General features: G+C 65.8%; 17 protein-coding genes and 1 pseudogene. 6 read left to right on the top strand and 12 right to left on the bottom strand.

Annotation, left to right across the window (positions count from 1 at the left end):
• Window positions 1-72: 72 nt before the first annotated feature.
• From CR103_RS08555 to queE, 6 genes and pseudogenes are all read right to left on the bottom strand, one after another.
• Window positions 73-1,355: pseudogene (locus CR103_RS08555) on the bottom strand (NAD(P)/FAD-dependent oxidoreductase).
• Complete coding sequence (locus CR103_RS08550; protein WP_180279331.1) at window positions 1,348-2,274, bottom strand: LD-carboxypeptidase; 927 nt, start codon at window positions 2,272-2,274, stop codon at window positions 1,348-1,350. Before CR103_RS08550 ends, CR103_RS08555 begins: the two are co-directional and overlap by 8 nt.
• On the bottom strand, window positions 2,274-3,200 hold the full coding sequence (locus tag CR103_RS08545; RefSeq protein WP_099915562.1) for an alpha/beta fold hydrolase: 927 nt from the start codon (window positions 3,198-3,200) through the stop codon (window positions 2,274-2,276). The genes CR103_RS08550 and CR103_RS08545 overlap by 1 nt, the downstream gene beginning before the upstream one ends.
• A 144-nt stretch (window positions 3,201-3,344) precedes the next feature.
• Window positions 3,345-3,848: a tRNA adenosine(34) deaminase TadA gene (gene tadA, locus CR103_RS08540; RefSeq protein WP_099915561.1), complete on the bottom strand. Its 504-nt coding sequence runs from the start codon at window positions 3,846-3,848 to the stop codon at window positions 3,345-3,347.
• Entirely contained in the window at window positions 3,841-4,287 is a 447-nt protein-coding gene (gene queD, locus CR103_RS08535; protein WP_099915560.1) for a 6-carboxytetrahydropterin synthase QueD, read from the bottom strand. Before queD ends, tadA begins: the two co-directional genes overlap by 8 nt.
• A gap of 7 nt (window positions 4,288-4,294) precedes the next feature.
• On the bottom strand, window positions 4,295-4,930 hold the full coding sequence (gene queE / locus CR103_RS08530; RefSeq protein WP_099915559.1) for a 7-carboxy-7-deazaguanine synthase: 636 nt from the start codon (window positions 4,928-4,930) through the stop codon (window positions 4,295-4,297).
• 165 nt (window positions 4,931-5,095) lie between these two features.
• Between queE and CR103_RS08525 the strand changes: the two genes are divergently transcribed.
• Both CR103_RS08525 and CR103_RS08520 read left to right on the top strand, forming a co-directional pair.
• Entirely contained in the window at window positions 5,096-6,052 is a 957-nt protein-coding gene (locus tag CR103_RS08525; RefSeq protein ID WP_099915558.1) for a sensor histidine kinase, read from the top strand.
• 112 nt (window positions 6,053-6,164) lie between these two features.
• Complete coding sequence (locus tag CR103_RS08520; protein WP_229442940.1) at window positions 6,165-7,157, top strand: sensor domain-containing diguanylate cyclase; 993 nt, start codon at window positions 6,165-6,167, stop codon at window positions 7,155-7,157.
• An 81-nt stretch (window positions 7,158-7,238) separates the two neighbouring features.
• Here the strand turns inward: CR103_RS08520 and CR103_RS08515 are convergent, their stop codons facing one another.
• The 4 genes from CR103_RS08515 to CR103_RS08500 form a co-directional block, all read right to left on the bottom strand.
• Entirely contained in the window at window positions 7,239-8,063 is an 825-nt protein-coding gene (locus tag CR103_RS08515; RefSeq protein ID WP_229442934.1) for a hypothetical protein, read from the bottom strand.
• A 147-nt stretch (window positions 8,064-8,210) separates the two neighbouring features.
• Complete coding sequence (locus CR103_RS08510; RefSeq protein WP_099915557.1) at window positions 8,211-8,468, bottom strand: hypothetical protein; 258 nt, start codon at window positions 8,466-8,468, stop codon at window positions 8,211-8,213.
• Between the two features lie 15 nt (window positions 8,469-8,483).
• A complete protein-coding gene (locus CR103_RS08505; protein ID WP_099915556.1) occupies window positions 8,484-9,275 on the bottom strand; it encodes a DNA/RNA non-specific endonuclease in 792 nt (263 codons plus the stop codon).
• A gap of 135 nt (window positions 9,276-9,410) precedes the next feature.
• Complete coding sequence (locus CR103_RS08500) at window positions 9,411-10,520, bottom strand: acyl-CoA dehydrogenase family protein (protein WP_099915555.1); 1,110 nt, start codon at window positions 10,518-10,520, stop codon at window positions 9,411-9,413.
• 176 nt (window positions 10,521-10,696) lie between these two features.
• Here CR103_RS08500 and CR103_RS08495 point away from each other — a divergent pair, with 176 nt between their 5' ends.
• Window positions 10,697-12,367, top strand: coding sequence for a methyl-accepting chemotaxis protein (locus tag CR103_RS08495; protein ID WP_099915554.1), 1,671 nt, complete (start codon window positions 10,697-10,699; stop codon window positions 12,365-12,367).
• Between the two features lie 78 nt (window positions 12,368-12,445).
• Here CR103_RS08495 and CR103_RS08490 read toward each other — a convergent pair whose 3' ends face one another.
• Both CR103_RS08490 and CR103_RS08485 read right to left on the bottom strand, forming a co-directional pair.
• A complete protein-coding gene (locus tag CR103_RS08490) occupies window positions 12,446-12,916 on the bottom strand; it encodes an NUDIX hydrolase (protein WP_180279330.1) in 471 nt (156 codons plus the stop codon).
• Window positions 12,913-13,377: a response regulator gene (locus CR103_RS08485; RefSeq protein WP_099915552.1), complete on the bottom strand. Its 465-nt coding sequence runs from the start codon at window positions 13,375-13,377 to the stop codon at window positions 12,913-12,915. Before CR103_RS08485 ends, CR103_RS08490 begins: the two co-directional genes overlap by 4 nt.
• Window positions 13,378-13,647: 270 nt before the next feature.
• Between CR103_RS08485 and CR103_RS08480 the strand changes: the two genes are divergently transcribed.
• From CR103_RS08480 to CR103_RS08470, 3 genes are all read left to right on the top strand, one after another.
• On the top strand, window positions 13,648-15,099 hold the full coding sequence (locus CR103_RS08480) for an iron-containing redox enzyme family protein (RefSeq protein WP_229442932.1): 1,452 nt from the start codon (window positions 13,648-13,650) through the stop codon (window positions 15,097-15,099).
• On the top strand, window positions 15,096-16,106 hold the full coding sequence (locus CR103_RS08475; protein ID WP_229442930.1) for a methyltransferase: 1,011 nt from the start codon (window positions 15,096-15,098) through the stop codon (window positions 16,104-16,106). Before CR103_RS08480 ends, CR103_RS08475 begins: the two co-directional genes overlap by 4 nt.
• A 132-nt stretch (window positions 16,107-16,238) precedes the next feature.
• Window positions 16,239-16,613 carry a hypothetical protein gene (locus tag CR103_RS08470; RefSeq protein WP_143752553.1) on the top strand — a complete coding sequence of 125 codons (375 nt, stop codon included), beginning with the start codon at window positions 16,239-16,241 and terminating at the stop codon, window positions 16,611-16,613.
• The last annotated feature ends 1 nt before the right edge of the window (window position 16,614 follow it).

Below are 16,614 nucleotides of genomic sequence, written 5' to 3'. Positions count from 1 at the left end.
CCGGTGATTTTACCATTGCGCGATGCATATCGGGTGGGCGGTCCCAAACGAAGCAACCACGCTCCTTCTGGCTTACTCGCGCAGGCGGTCGCGCAGGGCGTAATACCAGTACGTCAGCTGGGCGGCGAACAAGCCGGCCGGGCCGCCCGTCGACGGCAGTTGCCAGGGCGCGAAGCGGGCAAGAGCGGTGTCGTTGCCGCACAGGGCTTGCGCCAGCACTTCGCCGCCGAGCGTGGTGGGGCCGATGCCGTGGCCGCCGAAGCCCATTGCATACCATTGACCATCCGGCAAGCGCCCGAGTTGCGGCATCTTGTGGCGTCCGTAACTCATCTTGCCGCTCCAGGCATAGTCGACTTTCACGCCGGCCAGTTGCGGATAAACCCGCAGCATGTCGCGATACAGCAGCCGCGCGACGTCGCCGGCGCCGCGTTCGCGCACGGCGATGCGCCCGCCCCACAGCAGCCGGGTGTCCGCCAGCGGCCGGTAGTAATCGAAGGCGAAACGGGTGTCGTAGACGGCCGCGCCGGCGCGCATCGCGCTGTCCATCCGCGCGCCGAGCGGCGCGGTCGCCATCACATAAGTGGCAATCGGCAGCATGGCGCCGGCCAGCCGGGGCATCAGCCGCTCGAGATAGCCGCCGCAGCACACGACGACGTCGCGCGCGCGCACTTCGCCCTGCGCCGTCGTCACCCGCCAACCCTTGCCCTCAGGCGCGATCCGGATCGCCCGGCTCTGCTCGTGCACCTTGATGCCGCCGTCGGTGAGCGCGCGCGCCAGGCCCCGCGCGTACTTAAGTGGATGAAAATGGAAGGCGCCCGGCTCGAACAGGGCGCCGGAGTAGCGTTTCGTCAGCAGACGGCCGGCCAGTTCCGCGCGGCCGATCCTGTGCCATTGGACGCCTAAACTGTCCGCCATGAAGCGCTGCTGGCGATCGAGGATGCGCTCGTCGCCGAACCAGTTGGCCGGTAGACGCCCTCCTCGCGCGCTTCGCATTCGATGCCGTAGCGTTCGACCCGGCGCCGAATCAGGTCCACGGCGTCGAGCGTGAGGCGGTACAGCTTGCGCGCGCTATCCAGACCGACCGCGTCGACCAGGCTGCGCTCGCCGAGCGAAAAGCCGCCGAAGACGAAGCCGCCGTTGCGCCCCGAGGCGCCAAAGCCGACGGCCTCGGCTTCGAGCACGATGACGTCGCCGTCGCACCGGCCGCGCTCCATCAGCGACATTGCGGTGCCGAGCCCGGCAAAGCCGGCGCCGATGATGCAGACCGCGCATTCGGTGGCGCCGCTCAATGGCGGATAGGTGTCGGCTACCGAAGTGGCCCGGTAATAATGTTCGCCGGGCAGCGGTTCAGGCATCGCCCTGGATGGCGCCAATGGTTGGATAGTCGCTCATGGTCAACTGAAACCGCTCGCCATCCGACACCAGGTTGGCCTGGGCGCCGAAGGGAATCGTCACGCGGCTCGCGATATGGCCGAACTGCAAGCCGGTCAGCACCGGCAACGGCAGCGTGCTGCGCAGGTAGGCCAGCATGACGTCGATATCGTAGCCGTGGTCGGACGGGGTCAGGCGGTAGCCCGAAATATCGCCGATCACCAGTGCTTTTTGCCTGGCCAGCACGCCGGCCTGCATCAATTGCAACAGCATCCGTTCGATGCGGTAGGGATGCTCGTTGATGTCCTCGATAAACAGGATGCCGTCCTCGACCAGCGGAAAATACTCGGTGCCGAGCAGCGACACCAGCATCGCCAGGTTGCCGCCCCAGATCGTGCCGGACAGATTGACGCTGGGATTGCCCGCCGCCAATTGCGTAATGACGTGGGTGGGTCCGGCCAGGCATTGCCAGAAATTGTCGAGCGTGAAGTCGACCGCCTGTTCGACGGCGAAGTCGCCGGCGAACATCGGCCCGCAATAACTTTTCGCACCGGTTTTCGCCATCAGCGCCATGTGGAAAGCGGTCATGTCGCTAAAGCCGACGAAGATCTTGCCGCTCGCCGCGATGGCCTCATAATCGATCTTCGGCAGTAGCCGGGTCAGCCCGTACTGGCCGCGCAGCGCCATCACGACCTGCACTTCGCGGTTGGCTACCGCCGCGCCGAGCTGGGCCAGCCGGCCGCCGTCGGTGCCGCCGAAGCGCTGGAACGATAGCGCCGGGTCGTAGTAATTATGAACGACGCAGCCGCGCTGCTCGAGCCGTAGAATGCCGCGCGCGAGGTCGGCATCGTCGGGCGCGCGCCCTCCCGGCGCGAAAATCGCAATACCTAATGGTGTTGTCATTATTGTTTTTCGAAAAGACGTGGAAAGATGTCCGGCGCCATCTTACCGCGCGTATGAGTGTCGATCAAGGCGAGCAGGCGCTCGATCAGCTGGCCGGGCAGGTCGTGCCCCATGCCTTCGATGACTTCGAGCCGGGCGCCCGGCACCAGCCGTGCCGTGTCGATGCCGGCCGCTACCGGGACGAGAGGGTCGGCGGCGCCGTGGATCACCAGGGTCGGTCGTTCGATGCTGCGCAGCAGCGCGCAACGGTCGCTTGACGCAATGATGGCCACCAGCTGGCGCACCATGCCCGCCGGGCAGCTATTTCTCAGCAGCGCAGCCGCCACCGCGGCGCGCAGCTGCTTTTCCGGTGTCGGATACGCCGGGCTGCCGACCACGCGCAACATGTTGGCCAAGTGGCCGAGCATGCGCTCGGGATCGGCGCCGTGCGGCGGACGGGCCATCAGGGCCGCGCGCGCCTGTCGTGTCGGTCCGGGCAAGCCGCGCCGCCCGCTGCTCGACATCAGCGAGGTCAGGCTGAGGATCCGTTCGGGATGGCGGGCGGTGAGGATCTGGGCGATCATGCCGCCCATCGACAGCCCGGCCACATGGGCCTTGGCCACGCCCAGCGTGTTCAGTACGCCCAGCGCATCGTCCGCCATATCGTCCAGGCGGTAGGCGCTGCGCACCGGCAGGTGCAGCCGGGATTTCAGGAACACCAGCGGCAAACTGGGCGTGCCGGCCTGCTTGAACTTGGTCGACAGCCCGCTGTCGCGGTTGTCGAAGCGGATCACGTAGTAGTCGAGGTCTACCAGGCCGTCGACGAAATCGGCCGGCCACGCGGTCAATTGCATGCCAAGGCCCATGACCAGCAGGACTGGCATGGCTTTCGGGTCGCCGGCGGTTTCGTAGGCGATGCTGATACCATTTGAAATGAGGCTAGGCATGATGGACAGTCACGATAGTCACGATAGTCACGATAGTCACGATGGGCGCAGTCCGGCACCGCGAACAGCGCCGATAAAATCTGTGACCAGCATAGCATCTTGCAGCGCCGCCGTCGTCCCGCGCGCCCGCCTTTGCGTGCGTCCTTAAGGCGGAACCTGGCCGCGAGTGATGAGGCCGCGTGCTGCCAGGCGCCGCTCGGCAAAGAAGCCGCGCAGCATGGCGCTCGCTTCATCGGCCAGCATGCCGCCCAACAACGCCGTGTGGTGGTTCAGTTTCTCCTGCTCGAACAGGTTCAGCACCGAGCCGCAGGCGCCGGTCTTCGGGTCGGCGGCGCCGTACACCACCCGCGCCAGGCGCGCATGCATCATGGCGCCCGAACACATCGCGCACGGCTCGAGGGTGACGAACAGCTCGCAGCCGGGCAGCCGGTAGTTGCCGAGTTTTTCGGCCGCCGCGCGCAAGGCAATGATCTCGGCGTGGGCGGTCGGGTCGTGGCGCCCGATTGGCTGGTTGAAACCAACGGCGACCAGTTCGCCGCCCTTGACGACGACGGCGCCGACCGGCACCTCGCCCAGGCGCCATGCATGCCGCGCCTGGGCCAGCGCCATCTGCATGAAGTCGGCATCGGACTTCGCTGCATCAGCCATCGGTGATCTCGGCCCAGCAGTTCGGCGTTTCGTGCAACACCAGCTTGTGCAGGTGCAGGCCGGTGCCGAAGCGGTCGGTGTAAGCGGCCTTCAAGATGTCGAAAGCCACGCGCGCGAGGTTTTCGACGGTCGGGATGCGGTCGATGACGACCGTCTTGTGGCCAGGCAGCGTAGCGAGAAATTCGCGTACCGCATCGTCTTTCTGGTACACCAAAAAGGCGTGGTCCCAGACGTCGACCAGGTGCTCCTTGGCCAGCGACTTGATATCGGAAAAATCCATGATCATGCCGTTGTCGGAATTGCCTTCGACTTCGATGACCGCGCCGGTCAGCGTGATTTCGAGCGTGTAGCGGTGGCCGTGCAGGTTGCGGCACTGGCTCTTGTGGTCGGGAATCCGGTGACCGGCATCGAATTCGAGCTTGCGTGTAATCGTCAGCATCAGGTAATCAAGGTATCTGTAGGAGTTTATGGGTTTGCAAGCTCAGCTTCCACTGTGGATGCCGCTTGCAGGTGTCGATCGCCAGGCGCGTGTTGTACTCGGCCAGCGGGCCGTCCATCGGCTGCACGAAAAAATGGTCGAACCCGAGCTGTTCGTAGGCGGCCAGGTCCTGGCCGGTTTGCGGGATGACGACCTTGATTTCGTTGCCACGGCCGACCACCAGGGTCGCGCCGATTTTCGGGCTGACGCACACCCAGTCGACCCCGGCCGGCACCGGCAGCGTGCCGTTGGTTTCGATGGCGATCTCGAAGCCGGCCACGTGCATCGCATCGATCAGCGCGCCATCGAGCTGCAGCAGCGGTTCGCCGCCGGTAAACACGACGTACTTGCTGGCCGGGTAGCGCGCCGGCCACAGGGAATTAATCTTGTCGGCCAGGTCACCCGGCCGAGAGAATTTACCCCCTTCTTCGCCATCGGTGCCGACGAAATCGGTGTCGCAAAACGTGCAGACAGCGCTGGCCCGGTCGCTCTCGCGGCCGGTCCACAAGTTGCAGCCGGAAAAACGACAGAAAACGGCGGGCCGCCCCGCGTGGGCGCCTTCTCCCTGCAGGGTATAAAAAATCTCTTTGATGCTGTAAGTCACTGCACACCTCAATCGTCAACCGGCCATTATAGCGCGGCCGAGGGCATCGGTCGCCGCCCCGGACTGATGCCCTGTCGAAATTCTGTTGATGTGAAACAAGACCGCCACCCGTATCGCCATGTAACTTCAGACCACGCGACTTAGATTTTGTAAGAAAAGGATGCCATGAATACCGCACCGCGTCGACTTGCAACAACCGCACTCAGGTTCGCCGCGCTGGCCGCGCTGGCCGCCTTGGCCGCAGTAACCGCATCGGGCGAAGCCGGATTCGGCCATCCGGCCATCGTTCAACCGGTCGCGCTGATCGCGGTGCCGTGGCTGCTGCTGCTGGGCTGGGGCTTCCACGCCTGGCTCACCCGCCACCTGCGCATCAACGACCGGCTGGCGTATTGCGACTCGCAACTCGGCATCGAACGCCACGCGCGCCGGCTCGCCGAGCACGCCCAGCTTGACACCCACACCAGCCTGTGCCGCCTGATCCAGCAACAAGACCATGTCCGCGAGAACGAGCGCAACCGCATTGCGCGCGATATCCATGACGACCTCGGCCAGCACTTGCTGGCGTTTAAGATCGAACTCGCGCTGATCCAGGTCAGCACCCGCGGCGCCCATCCGCAGCTGCACCAGCATGTCGGCCGCCTGTTGCGCAGCGCCGACCTGTCGATCGCCTCGCTGCGCGCGATCATCAACAACCTGCGTCCGTTTGCGCTTGAACAAGGTTTGCAGGCGGCGATCGAAACCCAGCTGGCCGAATTTTCCCGCCTCAACGGCATCCGGCACGAACTCGACGCCAGCCCCGGCGCCTTCGACGGCAACCGCGATGGCGCCGTCGATACGATGCTGTTTCGCGTCCTGCAGGAATCGCTGGCGAACGTCGTGCGCCATGCAGAGGCTAGCGAGGTCAAGGTCGCATTGACCCGCAACGGCGACCAGCTGACCTTGCAGGTACGCGACAACGGCATCGGCATGGCCGGCTTGCCGCAGGCGCGAGGATGCGGCCTGGCCGGTATTGCCGACCGCGTGGCGGCGGCCGGCGGGCAATTCGTCATCGACAGCGAGCCGGGCGCCGGAACCGTGTTATCGCTATCGATTCCAGCGGCGCGACAGGTTTCCGTACATTAAGAGGAAATGTCGTGGGTTCTTGTGAAATATCAAAAATCGAAGGCCACGCCGTAGCAAAATAACTTGTCGGCAGTCAATCATTTGCTCAACGGATAGTTTTACAGGACCGAACATGCAAACCATAACATCACGACCGCGCGCGATGCAGTACCCCGCTCCCGACCATGAGCGGGCGTTCGCCAACAAGCTGATGCAGATGCTGGCAATTCCGGCCTTTGTACTCGACACCAGCTGTAAAGTGATGATCTGGAACCGCGCCTGCGAGCACCTGACCGGGGTGCCAGGTTGCGAAGTGCTGGGAACGTCGGATCAGTGGCGCGGATTTCACGACGAGCCGCGGCCGAGCCTGGCCGACCTGGTGATCCAGAACCGCACCGATGAAATCCACCAGCTGTATCCGCGCCAGGTCAATCCTGGCCGGCCCGCCAGCCACCTGACTGCCGAGAGCTGGTGCGACATGCCGCGGGTCGGGCGCCGCTACCTGGCCGCCGACGCCAGTCCGATCCTGGGCGACGACGGTTCGCTGGTTGCCGTGGTGCAGACGCTGCGCGACCTGACGGACGAAAAAATGGCGCAGATCAAGCTCGAACAACTGGCCACCCGCGACGGCCTGACCGGGCTTGCAAACCGGCGCTGCTTCGACGACACGCTGCTGGCAGAATGGGCGCGCGCCATGCGCCAGTCGCAGCCGTTGTCCCTGCTGATGGTGGACGTCGACAACTTCAAGAGCTACAACGACGCCAACGGCCACCTCGGCGGCGACGAATGCCTCAAACGCATCGCCGGCGCGGTATCGGGCGAGATGCGCGCCAACGACCTGGTGGCCCGCTACGGCGGCGAGGAGTTCGCGGTGATTCTGCCGAACCAGTCGCTCAAAGGCGCCGCCATCGTGGCCGAACGGATCCGCTCCAGGGTCGAGCGGCTGCAGGTACCGAACCGCAACGGCGCTTCAACTTATGTGACCGTCAGCATTGGCGCCGCCACCGCCCTCGCTGCGCCCGACAGCAGTCCCGGCGAGCTGCTGGCGATAGCCGATGCGGCGCTGTACCGGGCCAAGCACATGGGCCGCAATCGGATCAGCTTGCCACTTACCGAAACTTGCTGAAATCTGCTGATACCGGCTGCAATCGGCTGCAATCGGCTGCAATCGGCGCGCCGGCGGCAAACCGCCCTGCCGTCGCCCCCGTCAATAGCGGCGCCGTTCCCAGCCGTACCGCACCGATGCCTCGAACCGGTCCCACTGCGCGCCGGGATTGCGGCCTTCCCAGTCGCGCCTGAGCTCAGAATTGACGTCGGTCCACGGCCGCCCGCGATACTGCGCGTCGGCGGCCATGTCGGCGCCATATTTATAGGCCGGTGCATGGTGGGTGTACTGGTCGCCGGCACCGGCGTAATTGCTGTTGAAATGACCGAGGTAATAGTCGTCGTCGGCTTCGATCGCGGCCTCGGTTTCGTTCAACGTCGCCGCGGCCTCGTGGCTAAACACCTTGACGCCGCCGCTACGCTGCTCCGAGCCGCCCTGGACGCTCTGCTGCGACATTGATGCCGCAGCTTGCGGCATCGGCATCGGCGGCAATGGCGACCGCGACGCGCCGTTGCGCATCGCTTCGCTGGCAAGGGTACCGCCGCTCCATTGCGCTGCCCGCTCGTCGATGTCGACCGGGCTGAAGCGCTCGACGATGGCGCCGGCGCGCTTGGCGTCCGACTCGTCGCCCGCCGTCAAGGTCAGTACATGGTGGCCGCGGGTGACGGCGTCGGCATATTTTTGAACGTGCTCGCTATTATCGGTGCCAAATAGCGTGCCGAGAAAATTCTTGATACTGTCGCCGAACGAACCGGGGCCGCGCGGCGCTTCCGTGGCCTGGTCGCCGTCAATGGCGCTGGCTCCGCCCGTCGGGTCGCCCTCGCTCAGGCGAATCTGCGGGCGCGAAAATCCGGCCGCCACCAACTCCTCGATGGCCGACCGGGCGTCGGCGTGGTTGTCGAAAACGGCAATGAGTGTGCGTTGCATGATGGTTCCTCCCAATGGTGTCAGGCCGCCTGTCCGGGTAACGGACAGCTTGCACGGCTGGCCGGCGCGCCGACAATTTAGCGTACCCGAAACCGCCCCCACCCTGCGCACCATTGGCTTGCCCGCCTCCAGCGACGACCCAGCGCGCTAATTGAACGGGTTATCGACCGTTTTCACCTGCGGCGCCGGCAACGCATCCGGCAGCGCCGCCGCCTCGAGAACGGCGACGACGTCGCCGAGCAACCGGTGCAGCAGCCTGGCCTGCGCCAGTCCGGCCTTGTCGCGCGTCAGGTCGACGTCGCCGTGCAGGGTAATCCGGTCGAGCCGGTTTTCGATTGCCAGGTTACCGACCTCGATCACATCGGCCTCATTGGCGTACGGGACAAACGCTGGCTTTGCACTCATGACAAATCTCCTCGATTAAAAACCTGGAACGTGGGCCGATTTCTTGCGCTTGACGTCCGGCAGCCGCAGCATGGTTTCCTTCTGGCGCGGCGACAGTGACGGCAGCAGGTCGATGCCGATGGCCGCTTCCAGCGCGGCAATCGAGATCGCCTGCTGCCGGGCCTGCGCGCGGTTCTCCATGAACCAGGCGGCGCCGGCACGCTGGCGCGGGCTGTACACCAGTTTATACACGTGGCTCGGCACCATCACGTTGCCGATCCTGCGCAGGCTGGTGCCGATGAAGGCCGGGCCGGTGATCACGTACAGCGCGCCCTCCTTCTTCGCCATCTTGCGCACCAGGCCCTCGATGCCGGCCCAGGCGTGACGGTTGAGGTCGGCGTCCTGGGGCACCATGTTGGCCAGCGTAAAGCTCTCGCGCTGGGACTGGCGGTCCGGCATGTCGCCGTTCGGCGCCATGTGGCCGCGGTCGAAGCCGCTGCGCGCGTAGTCGGACAATTCGGCCCGCTGCGACAGCGGCAGTTGCGGCTCGGCGTGAAAAGAATTCTCGCGCGACAAGTCGCTCGCCGCTTCCAGGTTATCGGCTTTTAAATGCTCGGCCGACCACAGCGGGGTGCGGGTAACGCCAGAATGCATTACCCCGAACACCCCGAAGCACAGCTCCCGGGTGGCGGTTGCAAGTTTCGGATTGCGAATTTCCGGCAGCCGGCCATCGACGTAGTGCGACGGGCAGTCGCCGGCCAACGCCGGCGCCGCCGCAGCCAGCAGCAGCCACGCCAACGCCGCGGCGCGTAAAGATCTCTGCAGCATGATTTCCTGAACGAAATGAAACGGAGCCGCATTCTAGCCCAACCGCAGGCGGCGATGGCGAGGATTCCTACCGTGCGCGCACACCGCTGCCGGACGCGCTGCCGGATCGACTTCGGGTGTGACGGAGTGGCTAAATCAAGGCAGCAGCAAGGTGTGCTGGGTGGCCGTATGAAAATCGCGCCAGACGCGGTTGATCTCGCTTTGGGCATGCGCCGCATATAGCCCGCAATACGGATACAAGTCGTCGACGGCCAGGCGCGCAACCCTGACCAGTTCGAGCGACGCCGCCCGCAAGGCCGCAGCCACGCCGTCGCCAATCAGGGCCCCACCGGCTAGTTGCTCCCACGCCCCGTCGAGCAAGCGATAGAAGTGGCTGCGGGCGGCGTCCAGCTCGTCGCTGGCGCGGCGCAAACGCGCCGCGACAGCCGGCATGTCGACCAGCGGCAAGCCGGTCGACGGGTGGCGACGCCGCGCGATGGCCGGCTCCGCCAGGCGCAGAAAATGGCGCGCCATGCCCGCCAGGTTGACCGACAAGGTGACGAACGCCAGCGACATGAAGGGAAACCGGTACAACGGACCGCTCGAAGTCGCCTGCACCGGATCGATGACAAACCCGTGTTCGGCGCCGATCCACGCATCGTCGATGCGATAGCTGTGCGAGGCGCTCGCGCGCAGGCCGATGCTGTCCCACGACGGAGTGACGACAACGTTTTTGGCCGGCACGATGAAAGCCCGAATAAGGGCCGCGCCGGCATCGTCCAACACGACCTGGCCATGCTCGCGAACGACCGCGTTGAGCGTGAAGTGGGTCGCCATCGGCGCTCCGCTGGCGTAATCCCAGCGGCCGTTGATGCGAAAACCGGCGCCGTCGACGTCGGCGTAGTCGGTCGGCGCGCCGCTGCCGGCTACGCACACGCGGCGCGTCTTGATGATGTCGCGCGCCACCGATGGCGCCATGAAGCCGGCGAACCAGCCGGCGCCGGCACACAGCGTAACGATCCAGCCCATGCTGCCGTCGATGGCCGCGATCTCTTCTTCGAGCCGGACGACCGCCGGCAGCGGCAGTTCGGCGCCGCCCGCCGAGCGCGGCGCCAGCATCTTGAGCCAGCCACGGCGGTGAATCAGCGCGCGCTGCACCGGTGTGATGAAGCCGGCGTTGTCGGCGGCCGGCGCCAGCTCGACGATTCGACGGCTGTCCCGCTCGCCAAACACGCCGCTGCCTGCTGCATGGAAGTGTTGCGCCATCAAATCGTTCTTAGTCCAAGGTGTCCGTAGCATAGCAGAACGGCAACGGCACCGGCAGCTTGTCGGCGTCGCGCTTTATTTTCATTTAATAAATATTTTTTCCCATTAGTTACTAATAACGCTACAATCTTTCGCGCCGGGCTGGACCTGGACGTCGATAAAAACAGGGGACAAAAATGAAGACTGCAAACTTAAAGATCGGGCAGCGGCTCAATATTGCCTTTGCACTCAGCTTCGCGATGCTGGCCCTGGTGGCGGGACTGGGCGCGGCGCGGCTGGCGGCGCTCGGCGGCGATTTCGACGTCACCCTGAACCACCATTACCGCAACATCGCCGACCTGGGCGCCGCCCAAGGCGCGCTGGTGCTGCAGTCGCGCCATCTAAGCCACGCCCTGCTGCAAGCCGATGCGGCGCTGGCCAGGGCCGAATTCGACAAAGCGGACCGGCTCGGCCTGCAGGCGGCGGCGGGACTTGACGCTGTCGGTTCGCGCTTGCGCTTGCCTGAGGCGCAGGCGCTGTTTGGCCACGTACAGGCAAGCGCCGTCGCCTACAGCGCGGCGCTCGGGCACGTCGTGCAGCTGGCGCGCGCCAGCCAGAACGAGCAGGCCGGCGCGGCGCTGCTGGCCACCTTTTCACCGGCCCAACGCGCCTATCTCGATGCGATCGACAGTTTGAGCGATTTCCACGCCGGCCTGATGCGCGCCAACGGCGAGCGCGCGGTCGCCGCCGCCACCCTCGCCAGCAGGGCGATGGTGGCGCTTGGCGTCGTCGGCGGCGTTCTCTGCATGCTGACCGCGTGGTACATCACGCGCGGCATCGTCGGCCCGATCCGCCACGCGGTGAAAGTGGCGCGCATGGTCGCATCGGGCGACCTGTCCAGCAACATCGAGGTCCGCTCGAGCGACGAGGTCGGCCAGTTGTCGGCCGCGCTCAAGGAAATGAACGGCAATCTGGCGCGCATCGTCGGCCAGGTGCGCGGCGCCACCGACACCATCGCCCTGGCATCGGGCGAGATTGCGGCCGGCAACCAGGATCTCTCCAGCCGCACCGAGCAGCAAGCCAGCACCCTCGAAGAAACGGCGGCGTCGATGGAGCAACTGACCGGCACCGTTCGCCAGAATGCCGAAAACGCGCGCCTGGCCAGGGAACTGGCCCAGTCGGCCTCGAAGCTGGCGGACCAGGGCGGCGCGGTCGTCGAGCAAGTCGTGGCAAAAATGGCATCGATCAACGAAGGCTCGCGCAAGATGACCGACATCATCGGCGTGATCGACTCGATCGCCTTCCAGACCAACATTTTGGCCCTGAACGCAGCAGTCGAGGCGGCCCGCGCCGGCGAACAGGGCCGCGGCTTCGCGGTGGTGGCAAGCGAAGTGCGCAACCTGGCCAAGAGCTCGGCGGCGGCGGCGCGCGACATCGGGCGCCTGATCGGCGACGCCACGGGCGAAGTCGACGCTGGCGCCAAGCTGGCCGGCCGGGCCGGCCGCAGGATGGCCGACATCGTCGGCAGCATCAGCCGCGTCACCGTCATCGTCGGCGAGATCGCCGACGCCAGCGCCGAGCAACTGGCCGGCATCGTCCATGTCAACGCCGCGCTGGCGCAGATCGACCAGGCCACCGGCCAAAATGCCGCGCTGGTCGAGGAAGCGGCGGCGGCGGCGGCGGCGGCGATGCGCCATCAGGCCGGCGACCTGTCGCGCGCGGTCGATATTTTTACGCTGGCGAGCGCGCCTGCGGTTCACGCCGGGCCAGGGCGCAGCGGCGTCGGCACGATTGCATTGGCGCCGCCGCCGCCGGCACGCAAAAACGCCAAGCCCTCGGGCCTCGGCGCGCGCGCAATGCGCGCCTGAGTGGCCGGAATTGCAGGATTGCGGGATTGTGCGGGCCTGCCTTTTTTCGAAGCTCTGCCTGAGCGGTCTTGTCAATCCCTACCACGCCAGCGCCAGCAGCCGCTGCCCCATGCGCGGCCAGCACAGCGCGGCCACCTCGGCGCGCGCGGCCCAGCGGTAGCCGTCGACTTCGGGTGTCGCCGCGCCGCTGGCGTGGTGCGGAAAGAAACTGGTGCACGCCAGGTGATCGAGGCTGGTTAGCTCGACACCGGCGTGCACCAGGAACAGGTGCAGCCGTTTGTCGGGCCGGTAGTCGAACAGCCCGAGCTCAAGGTAACGTTCGGGCGCAAACGCGATTCCCGCTTCCTCGCGCAATTCGCGCATTGCCGCCTCGAGCGTGCTTTCGCCTGCATCCTGCATGCCTTTCGGGATATCCCACTTGGCGGTATCCGTCACGTGGCACAGCAGCAGCCGGCCGGCCCGGTTGACGATCAGGGTGCCGCACGAAATGGGTAGCGGACCGCGCGGCAGCTGGCGCTTTGGCAGGGAATCGTTCGAAGCGCCGTTCATTTGCGCCCGCCGGCGACCGCGCGGAAGGTGCGTTCGAGCGCCTCGACGCTGACCGGCTTGGCGCGGTCTTCCGGCGTAAAAATCATGTCGACCGGCTGCCCGCATGCCTCCAGCGCGTCCCGGTCGAGGATCAGGCGGATGCGCTTGTCGCGCTCACGCAGCGCGGCCTGGTGCGTGGCCTCGCGGTGCAGCGCGATCTCGGCGCCCTTGCGGTACAGGTCGATGAACACCGACACCCGGTAGCGCAGCACCGCGGGATTGAACGGCCGGGTCATGAAGTCGACCGCACCGAGTGCATGCGCCTGTTCGATCAGGAGGTCGGCGTCGGCGTTGGCGGCGCTCAGGAAGATGATCGGCAGCTCCCGTGCGCGTGGATGGTGCCGCATCAGCGCCGCCGTCTCGAAGCCGTTCGTGGCCGGCTGATCGTCCACCAGCAGGATCTTTATTCGCGCTTTATTCATGCTGTCGCCACGCCGGATCCTGTCGCTTCATGTGAGCTTGACTGTAGGGCGTGCGCTGCCGCAAGTCAAATGTACGCCGCCTGTCGAGTGCCTTTCTTGTAATCCCGATCTTACACGGACGCGGCGTTCGAACCTCTATCGTACGCGTATTGCGCCTTGCATACTGATTAAGAGTTGGTTCAGCCAATGCATCACATGCTGCCGGTGCCTGCAACAATTTATGGAGAGAGAACAATGCCTAATCAAGCCACTGCAACTTCCCGCCCAACATTGCATGCCCAAACCGCTGCCACCGGTGCGACCAAAGCCGGCGTGCGCCGCATGTACCTGGCCCTGTGCGAGCGCGACATCGAAGCGGGCGCGGCCGAGGCCGATACAGCGGCACAGTGGCTGCGCGGCCAGCTCGACGCCGCCGGCCCGACGCGCTCAACCCTGCCGCAAGGCGCCGACGCTTTTGCCGCCTGGTCGGTCGCCCACCATGATTTGGTCGGCGTGCAATACAAGCAGTACCTGGGGCAGCGCAAGGCCGGTGCGCCGCGCCGGTTTTTCAGCAACAAGGCGCACGCGCTGTATTTCCTGAAAGGCGTCGCGCCGACCAAGCTGGTCGACGGCGCCTGGCTGTTCGGCTTGCTCAAGCACTGGGAACAAGGGGCAATGCGCCCCTTGATCACGACTTACCTCGAAGAACTCGGCAATGGCGTGCCGGAGAAGAACCACGTCGTGCTGTTTCAGCAACTGATCGACGCCCACGGCTGCGCCCAGTGGCAATCCTTGCCCGAAGAATCCTTCGTGCAAGGCCTGATCCAGCTGGCCCTGGCCTACAACGCCGACCAGTTCCTGCCCGAGCTGATCGGCTACAACCTCGGCTACGAGCAGTTGCCGCTGCACCTGTTGATCACCGCCTATGAGCTCAACGAACTCGGCATCGACCCGTACTATTTTACCTTGCACGTCACGGTCGACAATGCCGACAGCGGCCATGCGCGCAAGGCATGGGAAGCGCTGCACAAGCTGACGCCGCAAGTGGGCGACAGCGCCGCTTTCATGCGCCGGGTCGAGGCCGGCTACCGCCTCAACGACCTTAGTGTTGGCACCGAAGCGGTGATCGCCTCGTTCGACCTGCATGCCGAGCTGGTCGGCATCCTGGGCGCCAAGAGCGCGGTTGGCAAGAACATGCACTCGGACTACTGCAAAGTGGGCGGCCGCTCGCTCAACGACTGGATGGGCGACCGCGGCCAGATGCCTGGTTTGCTGGCGGCGCTCGAGGCGCAAGGCTGGTTCACGCGCGGCCAAGCGCCCGAGGACAGCCGCTTCTGGGCGCTGATCCAGGGCGACCATGCGCAAATGTTTGGCGTGTTCAGCGCCTACGAGCAGCAGGTGTTGCATGACTGGATCGCGACGCCGCCGCACCCGTGGGCTGCGGCCGTGCTGCCGCGGGTTGCCAGTCACCGGGCTCAGCAGCGCGCCGCCGGCGCCATCGGCGGCACAGCGCGGCGGCCGCGCGACAGGGCTGAACGCGGCATCCTGCGCCACCGTTTCCCTGACGACGCGCATGCACGGGAAACCATCGACTGCGAATTGCGCTTGCTCGAAGCGAAGCTCGCTGCCGCCGGCAGCAAGGAAGAAGCGGTCGCCATGCTGACCGCGCTGATGTCGCCGGCCAAGCACCACAGCGCCGCCGGCCTGATGGCGACCAGGGTGTTTTCCAGGCTGTTTAATTGAGCCCGGTTGCCACTTTGCCCTCGACCTTCGCCCCACCTGCCGCCTCCGCCTCCGCCTCTGCGCCGGTGCGGGCCGACGCCGCCCTGCTGGCACTGGGCAAGGCGTTGAAAACGGCGCAGTACCGCCACGTGACGGTAACCCCGGCCACCCACGCGCGCGTGCTGCGCCGCGCCAGTGGCGTGAAGCCGGTCAGCCTGACCGACGTATTCGGCTGGAGCCGGCCGTTTCGCGAGGGCGACGTGCCCTCCGACATGGTGGCGCTGATGCGCAGCGCCGGCGTGCTGCGCGCCGAAGGTGAGTGCCGGCGCAGCCTGGTGCGTGTTTCAAACATCGGCGACGAGCTGTATTTTCACTCGGCCTACCCGACCAGCGCGGACAACGCCGTCTTCTTCGGCCCCGACACCTACCGGTTCGTGCGCGCGCTGCGGGCCGAACTGGGCACCGGTTCAATCGAGCGCGCGGTCGACATCGGCTGCGGCGCCGGCCCGGCGGCGATTACCATCGCGCTGCACGCGCCAGGCGCCGAAGTGCTGGCGCTCGACATCAACGACGAAGCCCTGCGCATGGCAGGCGTCAACGCCCTGCTTGCCGGCGCCGCCAACGTGCGCCCGCTGCACAGCGACCTGTTAAAGGCGGCCGTCGGCCAGTTCGACCTGATCGTCGCCAACCCGCCCTATCTGCTCGATCCCTGCGAACGCGCCTACCGCCACGGCGGCGGCGAACTCGGCGCCGGCTTGTCGATCGACATCGTGCAGGCGTCGCTCGGCCGGCTGGCGCCTGGCGGACGGCTGCTGATGTACACCGGTGTGGCGATCGTCGACGGCGTCGATCCTTTTCTTGCGCGCATTAAGCCCCTGCTGGACGCTGCCGGCGTCTGCTGGCACTACGAGGAGATCGATGCCGACGTGTTTGGCGAGGAGCTCGACGAAGCCGAGTACAGCCGCCGGGAGCCAGGTGTCGACCGCATTGCCGCGGTGTGGCTGCGGGCGCGGCGGACGCCGGCATAAGGGTCTGGGCTCTACGGGTGAATTCAACCGCGCGCGGCAAAAACAATTTCATTGCCTGGGTTAATATCGGAGACCGGTCCCGGAGCGGTGCCTGCTGCCGGAATCGCCCCCCTGCAACTCCAAGGTGCGATCATGTCAGACAGCCCTCAGCCGCAGCCCGACCATCGGGACAGCGGCACAGACATTGTGGATATTCCCTTTCGCACGCTGCTGTACCGCTCCATGTTTTTCGAGTGGATGGTCGCCGACATCAGCGCGGCGCGCAACCTGTTCGAGCGCCGTGCCTTGGTTCAGCACAACCGCCGCATGTGCCACTACCTGCCGGTCTACCTGCGCCGCTGGTCGGTGCTGACGGCGTGCGACTTCGGCCTTGGCCTGTTGGCCGAACGGGCGCTGCAGGCGAGCGTGGTGTCGGCCTGGTTTTTTACCTGGTCGTGCGTCAGCCTGACCGGGATGGTGATCCTCTCGGTGGCCTGGATTTTCCTGTCGAATTCACGCATGTCTTGAA

This window comes from Massilia psychrophila (assembly GCF_002760665.1).
Lineage (GTDB): Bacteria > Pseudomonadota > Gammaproteobacteria > Burkholderiales > Burkholderiaceae_D > JAFCUW01.
The sequence above is the reverse complement of the archived record's forward strand: the minus strand, read 5'-3'. Positions and strand labels throughout refer to the sequence as shown.